This window comes from Acinetobacter sp. WCHAc010052 (assembly GCF_002165295.2).
Taxonomy (GTDB): Bacteria; Pseudomonadota; Gammaproteobacteria; order Pseudomonadales; family Moraxellaceae; genus Acinetobacter; species Acinetobacter chinensis.
In genome coordinates this window covers 291618-307395 of record NZ_CP032143.1, presented here as the reverse complement: position 1 = coordinate 307395, position 15778 = coordinate 291618, and the positions used below count along the sequence as shown (strand labels likewise).

Genomic DNA, 15778 nt, shown 5'->3' with positions numbered 1-15778 from the left:
ACAAATCACTCTCTTATGATTAAGATAATCCGATTTTATTCCCGATGCATGAAATATCTGCAAAATGTCTGCAGTAAATCCGCACTCTTTTAAAGCAGCTGACCTGAAAAATCCCACACACTCATTGAATCATTTCGCGCCAAAACAGGGATATTGACTCAACTCATGCACCAATAAAGCAATAAATATGCCAAATTATATTTATGTTTGTTAAATCTTCTGATTACTGTGTAATTCGACTTCAGTACAACAAAAAGCAGGCTTTTTCATTAAAATAATTGCACCACATTTGGGCAAAAAAATCTGTTTAAATATTGTTTTGCTCTATTTTAGTCCGATTGAATCCGCTGAACCTATTCTGGTGCAGAAACTGGAGACTGAGGTGTGACAGGCTTACTTTCAGTATTACTGTGACTTTTCTGCACATCCACCACATTACCATCTGCATCACGCCTGGTAACCGTTGTCGTTGTTGTGCTCAATGCACCTGGCGTTGCAGGTGCTGCAGGCTGTGGCTTAGGTAATGCAAGTAAACTTTCATCAATTAATGGCAGTGCTGCAGGACGTAAACGAACTTCATAAAGCTTACTGTTCAATCCCATCTCATCAGCACCCAGATCATTTACAAGTCCAGCATACTGTCCTATTGTTCTCACAACAGGCTTAATGGATGGCGGTAAAACCAGATTCTGCCGAGCAAATGCCGTTTTTGCCTCATCACTGTTTTTAAACAGACCATACAGCAGCACATATTGCTCTGCCTGGTTTTCACCACTCAAACGTATGTAATAGTAGTCTTTACGCTGAGGTAATTTTTTTAAAAAGCTTTTGATGATATCTTCTTCAGTCACTCTGAACAGCTCAACCGTTGAAGCTTTTTTATTTTCATCTATAAAACGGGTACCACGAAATTCAAAATTATGATCACCTGAGGCAACAACCCGGTTGGTTAGCTCCAGTGGTCTCACCTCATCCATTAATGCACCAAGATGGGTCGTTGCTGCAACTTTTTCAGGCTGAATCTGTAACTCCAGCTCAGACTCAGGTACGTTACCTACTTCAGCCAGTTCCTGCTTATCCGTCACAGCCCAGAAAATAAGCGCAAAAAACAGACACAGAACGCCCAGCAGCAACCAGATGTAGCCCTGTATTTTTTGCCATTGTGTACGGATTGCTGTCATGTGTTACCTATCAGTGCTGATTCGCCACAATTACCTGTTTCATCAACTCAACATCAAAGTCACGGGTAATTACAGCCTGTCCCAGCTTTTTCATTAATACAAGTCTCAACTGCCCATTCAGCACTTTTTTATCATGTGCCATATAAGCCAGAAACTCTTCCAGTGGAATTTTAGGACAAACGATCGGCAAATTGGCACGTAAAATGATTTTTTTTGTACGCTCCAGATCAGATTCTGAAATCCACCCCATACGGAAAGATAAATCAGCAGCCATAACCATTCCCGTCGCGACAGCCTCACCATGCAACCACTCACCATACCCAAGGTATGATTCAATTGCATGTCCAAAAGTATGACCCAGATTCAGCAGAGCACGGTCACCCTGTTCTTTTTCATCACTTGCCACAATCCGTGCTTTATGCGCACAGGACTTATAAACTGCAGTTGCAAGCACTGTTTCATCGCCTGCAACAAGCGCGCCCATATGCTGTTCAAGCCAGTCAAGAAACTCTACATCACCCAGCAATGCATATTTAATTACTTCAGCCAGACCCGCAGACAACTCTCTTGGAGGCAAGGTACTTAACTGAGACATATCGGCAAGTACAACCTGTGGCTGCTGAAAAGCACCAATCATGTTTTTGCCTAAAGGATGATTAATACCCGTTTTCCCACCCACACTTGAATCCACCTGCGACAGGAGTGTAGTTGGAACCTGCACAAAATAGACTCCGCGCTGAAAACTTGCAGATGCAAAACCCGCCATATCTCCAATCACACCACCACCCAAAGCCAGAACCGTACAATCCCGGTTAAACCCTGCCTCAAGTAAAGCATCAAAAATAAGATTCAGATGCTGAATATCCTTATATTTCTCACCATCAGACAGAATACAGGTATGAACTGTTTTTCCTGATGCTTCAAGCGCGGCAACATAATGATCCAGATACAGCGGAGCAACAGTTGTATTGGTCACCACCATGACCTGATGACCATGAATATAGGGTTCAAGCAGCTCCTGAGCGTTCAGTTTACTGCCAATAAAAATAGGATAACGGCGATCGCCGAGTTCAACATATAAAGTTTGCATGGAAATTAAGCCCGTCTGCCTATGATTATGTATTTTTTGAAACAACGACCTGAAGAATCTTTTGTGCAAGATCCCGGGCTGCCCCCTGGTTGGTTTCAATAATATGATGTGCAACTTCACGATACAACGGATCTCTGATCCTGAGCAACTCTCTGAGTTTTTTCTCTGGATTTTCCACCTGAAGTAAGGGACGGTTTTTATCGCGATAAGTACGCTGAAGCTGAATTTCGACAGGAGTATACAGATAAACAACAATACCGCGCTGTTTAAGAAACTCCCGATTGGGAGACTGAGTGACAACACCACCGCCAGTCGCAAGTACCAGCTGTTTACGTGTTGTCAGTTCATCAATGACTGAGGTTTCACGACTGCGGAAACCCGGTTCACCTTCTTTTTCAAAAATCCAGGGAATGGATGCTCCTGTCCTGCGCTCAATTTCATGATCACTGTCCAGAAACTCCCGACCAAGCAACTCTGCAAGATGTCGCCCTACTGTCGTCTTCCCCGCACCCATTGGCCCTACCAAATATATATTTGGCAGGGTTTCAAACTCATTGCCTGGCAAGGAGTCACCTATTATTCTGCTAAATTTAAAATATATTAATGATTTCTCGAAACACTGTCATTAACTATTCGTGGTGTAACAAAAATCAGCAACTCGCTCTTTTTGTCAGACTTGGAGTCTTTACGGAACAGTCGACCAATATATGGCAGATCGCCCAGGAAAGGTACCTTGATCTGAGTATTGGTTGAGACCTGTTCAAATATCCCACCCAGTACAACCGTCTCACCATTATCCACCAGCACATTCGTGTTGATCTGGTTTTTATTGATGGTGAACTGACCCGTTGGAGTTGCAGTGCCCACTGAGTCATTTGTGATATCCAGCATCATCTGAATCTTACCATCAGGTGTGATACTCGGCGTCACATCCAGACTCAGTGTTGCATCAACAAACTCTGTCTTGGACACAGCATTTACACCACCACCTTCAGCTGACTGATAAGGAATCTGCGTACCGGACATCACTTTGGCAGCCTGCTTATCCGCAGTTAAAACTTTCGGTGTTGAAATTACTTCACCATAGCCATCTGCCTGTAATGCAGACAATTCAAGATCTAGCATGAAATCAGACAGACTGATCAGACCAAAAGCAATTTTACTTGCTCCAGAAGTCGTCACCCCCAGGTCAACGTTCAGGTTCTGTGGACGTTCAATTGTGTACTTATAACCACCGGTTACATCATCTTCTTCAGGTTCACGAAGGTTCCATAGGGTCGTATCACTACCACCAACCAACAGGTTATTATTATTCGTAATCCCTTGAGACAGAATGCCCCACTTCACACCCATTTCTTTGGTAAAGTCAGTTGTTGCACGGACGATACGTGCTTCAACCATCACCTGTTTTACAGAAACATCAAGCAGATCGATCATTTTTCGGATTTGATCAATCTTCTGAGCGGTGTCATTGACAATAATCGTGTTGGTTCTTGGATCAACCGAAATCGTTCCACGTGGACTCAGTAAACTACCTACACTGTCAGCATCCGTTCCTGACCCTGAACCTCTATTGTTTGAAGAGTTTTTACCCTGTGTAATCAGTTTTTCGATATCTGTTGCTTTCGCATAGTTCAGCTGAATATATTCAGTCTGCAGTGGCGCCAGTTTCACACTCTGCGCCATTGCTTTGGCTTCTTCTTCTTCAGCCTTGATCAGCTCTGAAACCGGAGCAATCCAGATCACATTACCATTACGGCGTTTATCAAGATTTTTGGTTTTCAGAATAATATCAAGTGCCTGATCCCAGGGAACATCCTTCAGACGCAAAGTAATATTTCCCTGAACCGTATCTGCTGCAACCATATTAATACCGGTAAAATCTGCCAGTAACTGGAGTACACGACGAACTTCGATATCCTGGAAGTCCAGGGAAATCTTCTTACCTGTATAAGTATTAGCAGCACGTGGTTTCAGTGGGTTTTTATCCACTGGTCGCTTTAGACTGATTGTCAGTTTATTTTCAGCCTGGTAAGCCATGTATTCGTAGCTGCCAGATGACTGAATCGTAATCACACCATTACTGCCATCATTCTGCGCGTCAATGGTTGAAACAGGAGTCGCAAAATCATTAACATTCAGACGGCGCGTCAGATGTGATGGGACTTTATTTCCCAGTGTTCTGACCACGATCTTACTGCCCTGCTGCTGAACATCGACAGGTGTATTGCTTCCCTGCAGATCAATCACCACCAGGCCTTCACCATCAGAGCCTCTGTTAAATCCAATATTGGAAATCCCCTGTGCAGATTTCTGAGCAACAGGCTGAGCTGTTCCTGCCACACCCGCAGAGTTAATTTTCAGGATGAACGTATTACCTTCAACACGTGTGGTGAAAGCACCAGCATCTGCAAGGTTAACCGTCAGCCTGGAACGCTGTGCATCTGAAGTCACATCGACAGAGCTTGCTTCACTGGTTGCTACAGCAACTGAGTTCTGTTTCAGATTCTGCTGAGCTTTATCAAAATCCAGGATTAATCTGGATGGATTCTCAAGCTGATAAGCCTGAGGCTGCGGAGGCAATCCATTGAACATCACGCGAACTTCTGTTCCCTGCCCCGGTATCTGCATAGGTACGATATTCGTAATACTGACCTGAGCGCTGGCAGCCTGCATAACAGCCATTGCCACTGCACCCATTGAAAACTGACGGAACAAATTGTTCATTGTATTGCCATCCCCAAAAATAAAATCTTTAAAACTGTTATTCATTTTTATTCCTTTAAATTAAGGCGCTGGTCCTATTAACACCAGGCTTCTCGGCCGTTCCACATAGCCCTCACGCCCATCCGGAATAATTTCCAAAAGGTCAATCTGCGTAGGCGTGATATTCACCACACGACCATGATTCATCCCCATATAACTGCCACGCTGCACACGCTCAACCTCACCATCAGGCGTCTGAATCAGAGCAAGCACGTCACCCGTCTGACTGCGCATACTGCCTTTCATATTCAGTGCTTCAAGTGCATAGCTTTCAAGTGGCTGAGGCTGTCTGTTCAGGTTTGGATAAACCCGTTTCCCCGCCATGATTTTCAGCTCAGCAGCCAGTGAACTTGGCATAAATGGACTTTTCAGCTGATGTGCCGAATAGTTAAATGTTGGCGCAGGTTCAAACACAGGTGCAGCTTCGATTGGAATCGGTGGCTGATTACGGATATCCGCCATCTGCTGATTCACTGCATCAATACGCGAATCACATCCTGCCAGCAACAGACCTGCAACTAAAGCGAGAGAAATTTTTGTTTTCATTATTTCGCTCCTCCAGCAGCCGCTGCATCCGCTGGAGCAGTACCAGCCGCCTGATTATCTGTATTACCGATATAACGGTAAGTTTTTGCTTTTGCCGTATAACTGACCTGAGGAACATCAGATTTCTTCTCTTTGTTCTCAGATGCTGTAATTGTAAAATCATGTAAAGTCACAATACGTGGAAGTGCAGCAATACCACTGACAAATGAACCAAAGGCATGATAATCACCCGTTGCTTCAATGGATATCGGCTGTTCAATAAAGAATTCCTGCTTCACTTCACCTTCAAGACGGATATTTTTAAACTTCAGTCCTGAATTCACACCCGTCACGTTAATATCTTCAACCAGTCCAGGAATTTCAGTTTCCTTTGGCAGCTGTTCAAGCTGTTGGTTAAAACTTGCTTCCATCTGCTGCAACTGCAACTGATACTGCTGTAAATTACGCAGTTTGGAGTCTTTTTCACGGAACTCATTCAGCAGATTCTGTTCCTGTGCATTGGCACTGGAGATTGCATCAAGTTTCGGTTTGATCACCACAAAATAGCCTATTGCACAAATAATCAGTGCGATAAAAATCCAGCAGGTGATTTTTACAGATAAAGGCCAGCTGCCATAATTATTCGGATCAAGCGTATTGAACTGCTGAACAAACTTATCCAGCGTCATTTTCTTTTTCGGAGCAACAGCAGCATCCTGATTTAACTCATCAAATTCATCGCGACTCATTGTGCTGCCCCCGCTGTTGAACCAGTCGTTGTTGTAGCCGCAGATACCGCTGCTGTATCAGCAGTTTTTTCTGATGTTACCGGTGCTGCAATTTCGTCGAGATCCGCTGTAACCACAAAAGTTCCATAGCTTTCTTCAACACGAGGCACAACTGAAGTCTGGGTTTTATTCTTATCTTCATCTTTTGCCAGGAATGAATTCATAAATGCGTTGCGGTACCACGGAGATGCTTCCAGATTTCTCAGGAATTCAGCCACTGTATTTGGGCTTTCCGCCTTACCTTCAATTGTGAATTTATCTCCCAGCCGATCAAACTTTGTAATGTACATAGATGCAGGTGTAACACGTACAAGCTCATCCACAAGACGCACTGTAACCGGTCTCTGCCCTTGCAGCCCCTGAATCAGCTTCATCCGTTCCACAATCGCATTACGCTGATCCTGGAGTCCCTCAAGTGATTTGAGCTGAACATCAAGATTCTGATTGGTACTGATCACCAGCTGATTCGCCTGTTCCTGATCCTGAAGTTTCTGATCATAGAAGAACCATGCCAGTACAACAGCAAGCACCCCAATTAAAGCAGCCCCAATACAGATTGCTATAAATTCTTTTTTTCGTTTTTCCCTTAACGCATCACGCCAAGGGAGCAGGTTAATTCTTGCCATTAATCAAAACTCCTCAATGCCAGACCACATGCCACCATGAGTGAGGAAGCATCATTCTCAATTTTTTTAATATCAATCTGCGGTGAGAAGCCCATCTGAAGGAATGGATTGGCAATCGTGACACGGTAGCCCAGTTTCTGCTGAAGCAGTTTGGCAAGGCCCGGAATATTGGCATTACCCCCTGCAAGCAGAATATGGTCAATTTCATTAAACTGAGAAGATGAAAAGAAAAACTGTAATGAACGTGCCGCCTGCTGAACCACAGCCTCAAGATAAGGCTCCAGCACTTCAGCATCGTAGTCATCCGGTAAAGTCCGGCTCTTTTTAGCACGCCCCGCTTCCTCAAAAGACAGACCGTAACGGTTCTGAATTTCCTGAGTCAGCTGTTTGCCCCCAAACACCTGCTCACGGGTATATATGATTTTGTTATTCTGCAATACAGACAAAGTGGTCATGGTATGACCGATATCCAGGATACCGACTGTATTTGCCCCCATAGGCAAGGTTTCAGAGAACACCTGAAAAGCATTCTCCATTGCAAAACTTTCAACATCTGCAATTTTTGGAGTTAATCCACCCAGTTCCAGCGCTTCTGAACGTGCTTCAATATTTTCAATCGGTGTTGCGACCAGTAAAACATTGACACGTGAAGGATTTGCCAGACGATCAGGTAAAACTTCAAAATCCAGACTGACTTCATCAAGTGGGAAAGGAATGTATTGTTCTGCGTCCATCCGAATCTGAACTTCACGTTCATCTTCTGTCATATCAGCATCCATCTCAATCGTTTTGGTAATCACCATTGAGGTTGGAATAGCCATTGCAGCAGATGTGGACTGCGAGTTTGCCAGATTCAATGCACGTTCAAGCGCATCCCCAACCGCTTCTGGGTTAAGGATATTTTTTTCAACAACACTGCCTTCCGGTAATGGGACAAGTGCATAGCTCTCTACCCAATACCTACCATTCTTTACAGATAGTTCCAGTAACTTAACAGAAGTAGAACTGATATCTACTCCCATTAACCCCTTATTTGGCTTACGATATAACCTGAGCACAATACTATTCCTATTATTTTTTTATCCCCAAAAAAATTAACCCACTAATCGGCTGTGATCTATAATTTTATACGGATACAATTACTCATCTAACAATCCGTATGTGTAAAGGCTATACTGACCACCAATTAGTTTGCCATTAGCTCCTATTAAAACTTACTTGTTATGAAAAAGCTATCTTGTTCAGGTCGTGTTCATCCATTTTTTTTGATCATAATTATAATTCTGGTCGCAGTTCCTATGGGTTTCTATGGCATGTATCTCTATATTGCGCCATCCCTGCCAGAAATGAACACTCTGAAAAAGGCGCCATTACTGAAGCCCTTACAGGTTTACAGCGCTGATAATGAGCTGATTGCCGAGTATGGTGGCAAGCTTTCAGTACCTGTTGAATACAAACAGATTCCCAGTTCTTTTATTCATGCCTTTCTTGCAGCTGAAGATTCATCATTTTTTGAACACAGCGGAATCAGTTTTAAAGGTCTGGGACGTGCAGTTTCGGAAAGTGTTACAGGTTCTGGTGTACAGACCGGTGGCTCGACCATCACCATGCAGGTGGCAAAAAACTATTATCTCTCCCCTGAAAGAACCCTGAAGCGCAAACTGACTGAGATTTTCCTGGCACGTAAAATTGAACAGAATCTGAGTAAAGAAGAAATTCTGACGCTGTATGTCAATAAAATCTTTCTGGGGAAGAATGCATACGGAATTGCTGCGGCTGCCAAAATTTACTACAACAAAAGCCTGGATGAGCTGACAGTTGCCCAGATGGCAATGATTGCAGGCTTACCCAAAGCACCTTCAAAATACAACCCTGTCGCCAATCCTGAGCGGGCTCTTGAACGCCGCAACTGGATTCTGGGACGTATGCTGCAACTGGGCTACCTGAATCAGGGACAGTACCAGAAGTCGATTGCTGAACCGATCAGCCTGGATATGCCAGAGCGGGGAATCAGCAATAAATTTCCCTATGTTGGGGAAATGATCCGTGCTGAACTCGTGGAAAAATTTGGTGAGCAGGCAGTCGATTCAGGCTACAAGGTTTATTCAACCATTAACAGCCAGCGTCAGGCTTATGCAGAGGAAGCTGTACGGAAAGGTCTTGAAGACTATGATCGTCGTCATGGCTGGCGCGGTGCAGAAGCTCATGATAAACCACTGAAAGAGTTTGTTGCTTTTGCAAACACCTATCCGGCACAAGTCACCAAAGTCAACACCAGTTCGTTTGAAGCACTGATGCAGGATGGCAGTACTGTGACTGTTCCCTGGTCTGGTATGTCATGGGCGAGACCTTACCGCAATGCCAACAGTGTCGGTGGTGCGCCCAGCCGTGCATCACAGATCGTAAAAGTTAAAGATATTATCCGTCTTCGGCCAAATGAAAACAAAACCTCCTGGGCTTTGGTTCAGGCACCTAAAGTGCAGGGTCAGCTGATTGCATTAAACCCAAACAACGGTGCCATTGAGGCTATTGTTGGTGGATACAACTTTTATCAGTCCCGCTTCAACCGCGCATTACAGGGTTGGCGGCAACCCGGCTCCACCATTAAACCCTTTGTCTATGCCCTCGCACTTGAACGCGGCATGACGCCTTATACCATGGTCAATGACAATCCCATTACCATTGGGAAATGGTCACCAAGAAACTCCGATGGTCGTTATCTCGGGATGATTCCATTACGTCGGGCGCTTTATCTGTCCCGAAATACGGTTTCTGTCCGTCTGCTGCAAAGTGTCGGTATTGAACGTACCCGCCAGCTGTTTATGGATTTCGGGCTTCAGGAAGATCAGATTCCACGCAACTACACCATCGCACTCGGAACGCCACAGGTATTGCCTGTTCAGATGGCAACCGGTTATGCAACATTTGCAAATGGCGGTTACCGTATTCAGCCACACTTTATTGACCGGATTGAAGATGCTTATGGCAAAGTCATTTATCAGGTCAATCCTGAATATGCATGCATTCCCTGTATTAATGAGCCTGATGCTCCTGAGGATGATATTGCCAGTGACGAAAATGCAGCGTCCGGTGCCGATGATGCAATCACGCCTGATGATGAAGTTATTGAAGTCACCAATCTGAACAAAGATAAAATTGAAGCCGAAAATGCTTCCGAAGAACGTGGTCAGTACCGTCAGGCACAGCGTATTTTAAAATCCAGCTCTGCATATGACATGGCGAACATTTTACGGGATGTGATTCAGCATGGTACTGGACGTGCGGCTTTAAAAATTGGTCGTGGTGATATTGGCGGTAAAACAGGAACCACCAATGATGCAAAAGATGCCTGGTTTGCAGGCTTCAATGGCAAACTGGTGACAATTGCATGGGTAGGTTTTGACAAACCGACTACGCTTGGTCGTCGTGAATACGGTGGTGTCGCTGCTCTACCGATCTGGACCAACTTTATGGGCAATGCGCTAAAAGGAACACCGGCGGCATGGGTTCACCTGGACAAAAATGCAAAAGCACCGGTTAACCGCACAACAGCAACTAATCCGACTGAAATTGCGCAAAGAGAAGAAGACCGCTCTTCACCGCCTCTGGCAAGACCATTATACCGACCGGCTCCTGTTGCACCGACCCGTGTACCGGAGCGTGATTTCGATGACTTACCAGGTGAAGAAACGCTGATTCCAGATGAAAAAGCACCACCGGCAATGCAGCCTGCACCAGCCAGAAAACCTCAGGAACATCGTCCAGATGCGCTGGAAAACCTGATTAATGAAGTTGAATAAACTCAGCTCTCAGTTCTACTGAGCATAAAAAAAACCCTCTTAATCAGAGGGTTTTTTTATGCATTTCAGATTTCAATCTGTTTTATTTTTTCTTAAAAACATACATCTGAAAACTGGCTTTCAGGCTGGTGCTCTGTTGCTGCTCCAGTGCCTGGCGTTTTTCCAGTTTTGCTTTGTATGCATAAGGTGTCATGGCTATCAGATTTTTCAGCTGCGCCTGATCCAGTGTAAATTCCGACTCAATCACAGACTGATCAATCAACTCAAACGCATCCTGTAGCTGTTCTGCAAATTTGTGAGGGTCATGTGCATTCACCTCATCAAACAATGCTTCACGCATGGCATACAGATGCTTTGGAGCGGGTGTGACCACCATCAGATAAGCTTCGGGCTTTAATACACGGCAGATTTCCTCTTTGGGAATCGGGCTGAATAAACTGGTGCATAAATCAATACTGTGATCCATTACCGGTAAGGTTGCACCCGTCCCCACCACCCAGGTGATGTCCTTATTCATCCTTGCTGCAACCTGCACTGCATTTTTCGCAATATCCACCCCTACACACTGCAGCACTTCTGCCTGCATGGCACTGGTGTAATAGCCTTCACCACAGCCTATATCAAGCAGATTTTCAATACGCAGATTTTTGATTTTCTCAACTACCACCTGTTGTAAGGGTGCATAAAAACCACCTGAAAGGAATGTGCGGCGTGCCTGAACGGACTCTGGAGTATCTCCTGGATTTTTACTGTGCTTATGCTGTACCACATGCAGATTAACATAACCCTGTTTTGCCACGTCATAGCTGTGATTACTGGAGCAGCGCCACGTTTTTTCCGTCAAGCTCAGTGCTTCACGACACACAGGACACATCAACAAATTCATCACTTTCTCCAGACCATTGCGGTTATCTCATCAGCCATAAAAAAAGCCGGCAGCTGCCGACTTTTCGTATCATGCTTTCTTAGCGTAATTTTAAAGTCATCAGACCCAAAACTACCAGCATAATTGTAATAATCCAGAAACGGATCACAACCTGAGTTTCACGCCAGCCTTTTTTCTCATAATGATGATGCAATGGCGCCATCAGGAACACACGCTTATTACGCATACGCAATGAACCGATCTGCAGGAATACCGAAATCGCCTCAACCACGAACACACCGCCCATGATGGCAAAAACAATTTCCTGACGAACCATAACAGCAATTGTACCCAGCATCGCACCCAGTGACAGCGCACCGACATCCCCCATGAATACCTGAGCCGGATGTGCGTTGTACCATAAGAATGCCAGACCGGCACCAATCATGGCCGCACAGATAATCACCAGTTCAGAGGTGTATTTCACATAAGGAATATGCAGATAACTGGCAAAACGGATATCACCCGCAAGGTAGGCAAATACCCCCAGACCTGCGGCAACCAGTACGATCGGCATGATTGCCAGACCATCCAGACCATCCGTCAGGTTGACTGCATTGGAGCCCCCATTAATCACCAGATAAGTGAAAATAATGAAACCGATACCCAGTGGAATGGAAGACAATGGAATACTGAGGTTTTTGAAAAACGGAATCAGCAGATCCAGCATATTGGCAGTATGTACCGGATTGTCCTGCTGTGTAGCAATGACATACAGCGCAATACCCGCACCCAGTGAACCCACTGAAGTCCAGAAAAATTTCTTCCTGGCTGGCAGACCCGCATTATCTTTATAACGGACTTTAATCCAGTCATCTGCCCATCCCACAGCACCAAAAATAACCATCACACCCAGCACAATCCAGACGTAAGGGTTGCTCAGATCTGCCCACAGCAGCGTACTGATCCCGATGGATAACAGGATCAGAATACCGCCCATAGTTGGCGTACCCATTTTTTTGGCATGGTTTTCAGGTGCAAAAGAACTGACTGCCTGACCGTATTTCAGAGCCTGTAATTTACGGATCATCACAGGACCTAAAGCCCAGCCAATTGCCAGGGCTGTCAAGACACTCAGCAAGGCGCGCAATGATAGATACCGAACCACCTGAAAGGCATTTTCATAGCCAGCCAGATGCTGAAATAACCAATACAACATTTAGAGTTTCTCCATCAATTCGGTCATCAATGTTTCCATATGGGTATAACGAGAACCTTTAAACAGGAAACTCATAGACTGCGGCTGGTGGGTTTCCACCAGACTTGTTAATAACGGCAAAGCCTGTGCCTGATTCAGAAATGCCTGCATTTTTTTCCCGTACTGAGTACTGCGGGCACCTTCCTGTGCTGCAGGTGCAAATTCACCGACAGCAACCACAAAATTAATCCCCTGAACTGACACAAGATCACGACCCAGTAAATAATGCTGTTGTGCAGCACTGTCACCCAGTTCACCAATATCGCCCATCACCAGTACTTTAATACCATCCTGCTGCGCTAAAACTTCTGCAGCTGCACGCATAGAGGTCGGATTGGCATTATACGTGTCATCAATGAACAGATAATTCGCTTTGTGGATAAAATTCAGGCGACCTTTGGCACCCTGAGCTGTTTCCAGTCCAGTCACAATGTCATCCAGACCAATACCGATTGCCAGCGCAAATGCTGTCGCAGCTTCTGCATTGTGTACATTGTGCAGACCTGCAAACGGTAGATTCACTGACCGGGAACCCTGGGCTGTGTTGATCATGAATGAAGATGACTGCGCATGCAGTACAATATCTGTAGCAAAAACATCACCGCCCTCACCAAAACTCAGACTTTTTTCAGTCTGTACAGCAGTACGGATCTGATCCGTAAAATCATCCTTCGCAGGAATAATCGATGTTCCTGATGGACTGATGTGACTGTAAATTTCGGATTTAGCACGGCAGATACCATCACGCCCACCGAACTCGCCCATATGCGCTGTACCAATATTCAGAATACCGGCAACATGAGGCTGAACCAGATTTGAAGTATAGTCAATCTCACCCTGATGGCTTGCACCCAGTTCCATCACTGCATACTGATGTTCAGCACGCAGCTCCAGCAGCATCATCGGGACACCGAGGTCATTGTTCAGATTTCCCCGGGTGATCAGGGTCGGAGCAAGACGGGACAGGATACTGCCCAGCATTTCCTTGGTCGTGGTTTTCCCACTGCTGCCGGTCAGTGCAATCACTTTCAGCTGTGCATGACGTGCACGTCGGTATGCCCCAAGATGCCCCAGTGCAAGACGGGTGTCACTCACGACAAGCTGACAGATATCCACATCTACAGGATGGCTGACAATCGCAATCTGACAGCCTTTTTCTGCAACCTGTGCAATAAAATCATGTGCATCAAAGCGTTCACCTTTTAATGCAAGAAAGGCATCGCCCTGCTCTGCATGACGTGAGTCACTCAGAATACGTTTAATTTCACCCTGCGGTGCCTGATCTGAGTACCAGTAACCCTGAGTCGCTTCAGCAAGTTCATCTGCTGTCCACGGTTCCAGAGGCACAGTACTGGTGGTGGAAGTGTGCATCTATTTTTCCTGTTGCGCTGGATACGCTGAATCGGGTTTATGGTGTTGTGCATCTATCGCTGACTGCACTTCAACCACATCATCAAACCAATGGCGTACACCATCAATTTCCTGATAATTTTCATGACCTTTACCGGCAATCACCACAATATCACCCGATTGCGCATGTTTAACGGCATATTTAATTGCTTCACGGCGGTCATGGATTTCATGTACATCGTGCTGACTGAAATCTATATCACGTTTCATGTCAGCAAAAATCTGTGCAGGATCTTCTGTCCGTGGATTATCTGAAGTAATCATGACCGGATTTGCCTGCTCAAGTGCCGCTTTGGTCATCAGTGGACGCTTACCACGGTCACGGTCACCACCACAGCCAAATACAGCCCACAGCTGATTTTCAACATGGCGTTTCAGGGTTTTAAGCACCTGGGTCAATGCATCCGGAGTATGTGCATAGTCCACAACAAATAAACGGCTTGCATCACGGATCACCTGCATACGACCAGGTGCTCCTTTCAGCTTAGGTACCACTGCAATCAGCTGCGCCAGATCAAACCCTGCCTGCTCTGCCACAATCAGACTGGCAACCAGATTTTCAATATTGAAATGTCCCAGCAGCGGGCTGTTTACCGTAAATTCACCTTTGGCTGTTTTCAGATGAAAAGTGGCACCCTCCAGGCTGTACTGAATACCAAAAACCTGATAATCGGCACTTTTTGAAGTGGAATAGGTCAGTATTTCAGGATGTGCCTGATTACTGCTGGCTGCATCCAGCATGACCATTGCATGCTCATCATCTATATTGATGACAGCCGTTTTCAGGGATGAAAAGCTGAACAGTCGGGACTTGGCTTCGGCATACGCCTCAAGTGTCCCGTGATAATCCAGATGATCACGGCTAAGGTTACTGTAAGCTGCAATTTCAATATCACAACCATTCAGACGCCCCTGTTCAAGACCATGTGAACTTGCTTCAAGTGAAACAAATTCGGCACCATTCTGAGCAAAATCATGCAGTAAATTCTGTAAATGCAATGCATCAAGTGTCGTGTGCGAAGAAGCCTCAAGGTTCGGTAGAATCCCGTTCCCTGTGGTTCCCATCACTGCACATTTGCGACCCTGCAACATCAGCAGTTCTGCAACCAGACGGGAAATCGTGGTTTTACCATTGGTTCCTGTTACAGCCAGTATTCGTGCAGCTTTGACTGGATCTGTAGCCTGTAAATATTGTTTTTGCCATTGCCCCATCAGATGGCGGACATCTGAGCAGATAAATTCATGATCCAGTCCCAGTTTATTTTCACTGACCACTGCCAGCGCACCTTTATCCAATGCTGCCTGTGCAAACTGTAATGTTTTTTCAGGCTGGGAATAACTGGTCAGCGCAATAAAAATCTGCCCAGGCTGAACAGAACGGCTGTCCAGATTAAACCCCTGAAATGGTTTTTCCATCCACTCAGCATGCTGATCTGTAGAGTAAATATCCTGAAATGTAATTGACATTC

The 15778-nt window shown here is 45.3% G+C and carries 13 protein-coding genes; 1 reads left to right on the top strand and 12 read right to left on the bottom strand.

From position 1 onward, the window contains the following. Positions 1–353: 353 nt before the first annotated feature. Genes CDG61_RS01855 through CDG61_RS01820 form a run of 8 tightly spaced genes read right to left on the bottom strand, consistent with a single transcriptional unit; the run spans position 354 to position 8034 of the window. On the bottom strand, positions 354–1181 hold the full coding sequence (locus CDG61_RS01855; protein WP_087549842.1) for a hypothetical protein: 828 nt from the start codon (positions 1179–1181) through the stop codon (positions 354–356). 10 nt (positions 1182–1191) lie between these two features. Next, complete coding sequence (gene aroB / locus CDG61_RS01850) at positions 1192–2271, bottom strand: 3-dehydroquinate synthase (protein ID WP_087549841.1); 1080 nt, start codon at positions 2269–2271, stop codon at positions 1192–1194. Between the two features lie 25 nt (positions 2272–2296). After that, on the bottom strand, positions 2297–2836 hold the full coding sequence (gene aroK, locus CDG61_RS01845; RefSeq protein ID WP_087549840.1) for a shikimate kinase AroK: 540 nt from the start codon (positions 2834–2836) through the stop codon (positions 2297–2299). 35 nt (positions 2837–2871) lie between these two features. After that, entirely contained in the window at positions 2872–4998 is a 2127-nt protein-coding gene (gene pilQ, locus CDG61_RS01840) for a type IV pilus secretin PilQ family protein (protein WP_171405620.1), read from the bottom strand. 60 nt (positions 4999–5058) lie between these two features. After that, positions 5059–5583 carry a pilus assembly protein PilP gene (locus CDG61_RS01835; RefSeq protein WP_087549838.1) on the bottom strand — a complete coding sequence of 175 codons (525 nt, stop codon included), beginning with the start codon at positions 5581–5583 and terminating at the stop codon, positions 5059–5061. After that, positions 5583–6311, bottom strand: coding sequence for a type 4a pilus biogenesis protein PilO (locus CDG61_RS01830; RefSeq protein WP_087549837.1), 729 nt, complete (start codon positions 6309–6311; stop codon positions 5583–5585). The genes CDG61_RS01835 and CDG61_RS01830 overlap by 1 nt, the downstream gene beginning before the upstream one ends. Beyond that, on the bottom strand, positions 6308–6976 hold the full coding sequence (locus CDG61_RS01825; RefSeq protein ID WP_087549836.1) for a PilN domain-containing protein: 669 nt from the start codon (positions 6974–6976) through the stop codon (positions 6308–6310). Before CDG61_RS01825 ends, CDG61_RS01830 begins: the two co-directional genes overlap by 4 nt. Beyond that, positions 6976–8034 carry a pilus assembly protein PilM gene (locus CDG61_RS01820; RefSeq protein WP_087512124.1) on the bottom strand — a complete coding sequence of 353 codons (1059 nt, stop codon included), beginning with the start codon at positions 8032–8034 and terminating at the stop codon, positions 6976–6978. The genes CDG61_RS01825 and CDG61_RS01820 overlap by 1 nt, the downstream gene beginning before the upstream one ends. A 165-nt stretch (positions 8035–8199) precedes the next feature. Here CDG61_RS01820 and ponA point away from each other — a divergent pair, with 165 nt between their 5' ends. Further along, a complete protein-coding gene (gene ponA / locus CDG61_RS01815; RefSeq protein ID WP_087549835.1) occupies positions 8200–10776 on the top strand; it encodes a penicillin-binding protein PBP1a in 2577 nt (858 codons plus the stop codon). Positions 10777–10858: 82 nt separating this feature from the next. Here ponA and CDG61_RS01810 read toward each other — a convergent pair whose 3' ends face one another. The 4 genes from CDG61_RS01810 to CDG61_RS01795 form a co-directional block, all read right to left on the bottom strand. Next, positions 10859–11662 carry a putative RNA methyltransferase gene (locus CDG61_RS01810; protein WP_087549834.1) on the bottom strand — a complete coding sequence of 268 codons (804 nt, stop codon included), beginning with the start codon at positions 11660–11662 and terminating at the stop codon, positions 10859–10861. 79 nt (positions 11663–11741) lie between these two features. Then, positions 11742–12860 carry a phospho-N-acetylmuramoyl-pentapeptide-transferase gene (mraY, locus tag CDG61_RS01805; RefSeq protein WP_087512121.1) on the bottom strand — a complete coding sequence of 373 codons (1119 nt, stop codon included), beginning with the start codon at positions 12858–12860 and terminating at the stop codon, positions 11742–11744. Continuing rightward, entirely contained in the window at positions 12861–14270 is a 1410-nt protein-coding gene (locus CDG61_RS01800) for a UDP-N-acetylmuramoyl-tripeptide--D-alanyl-D-alanine ligase (RefSeq protein WP_087549833.1), read from the bottom strand. Next, positions 14271–15776, bottom strand: a complete 1506-nt coding sequence (locus tag CDG61_RS01795; protein ID WP_087549832.1) for a UDP-N-acetylmuramoyl-L-alanyl-D-glutamate--2,6-diaminopimelate ligase — start codon at positions 15774–15776, stop codon at positions 14271–14273. Positions 15777–15778: the final 2 nt, after the last annotated feature.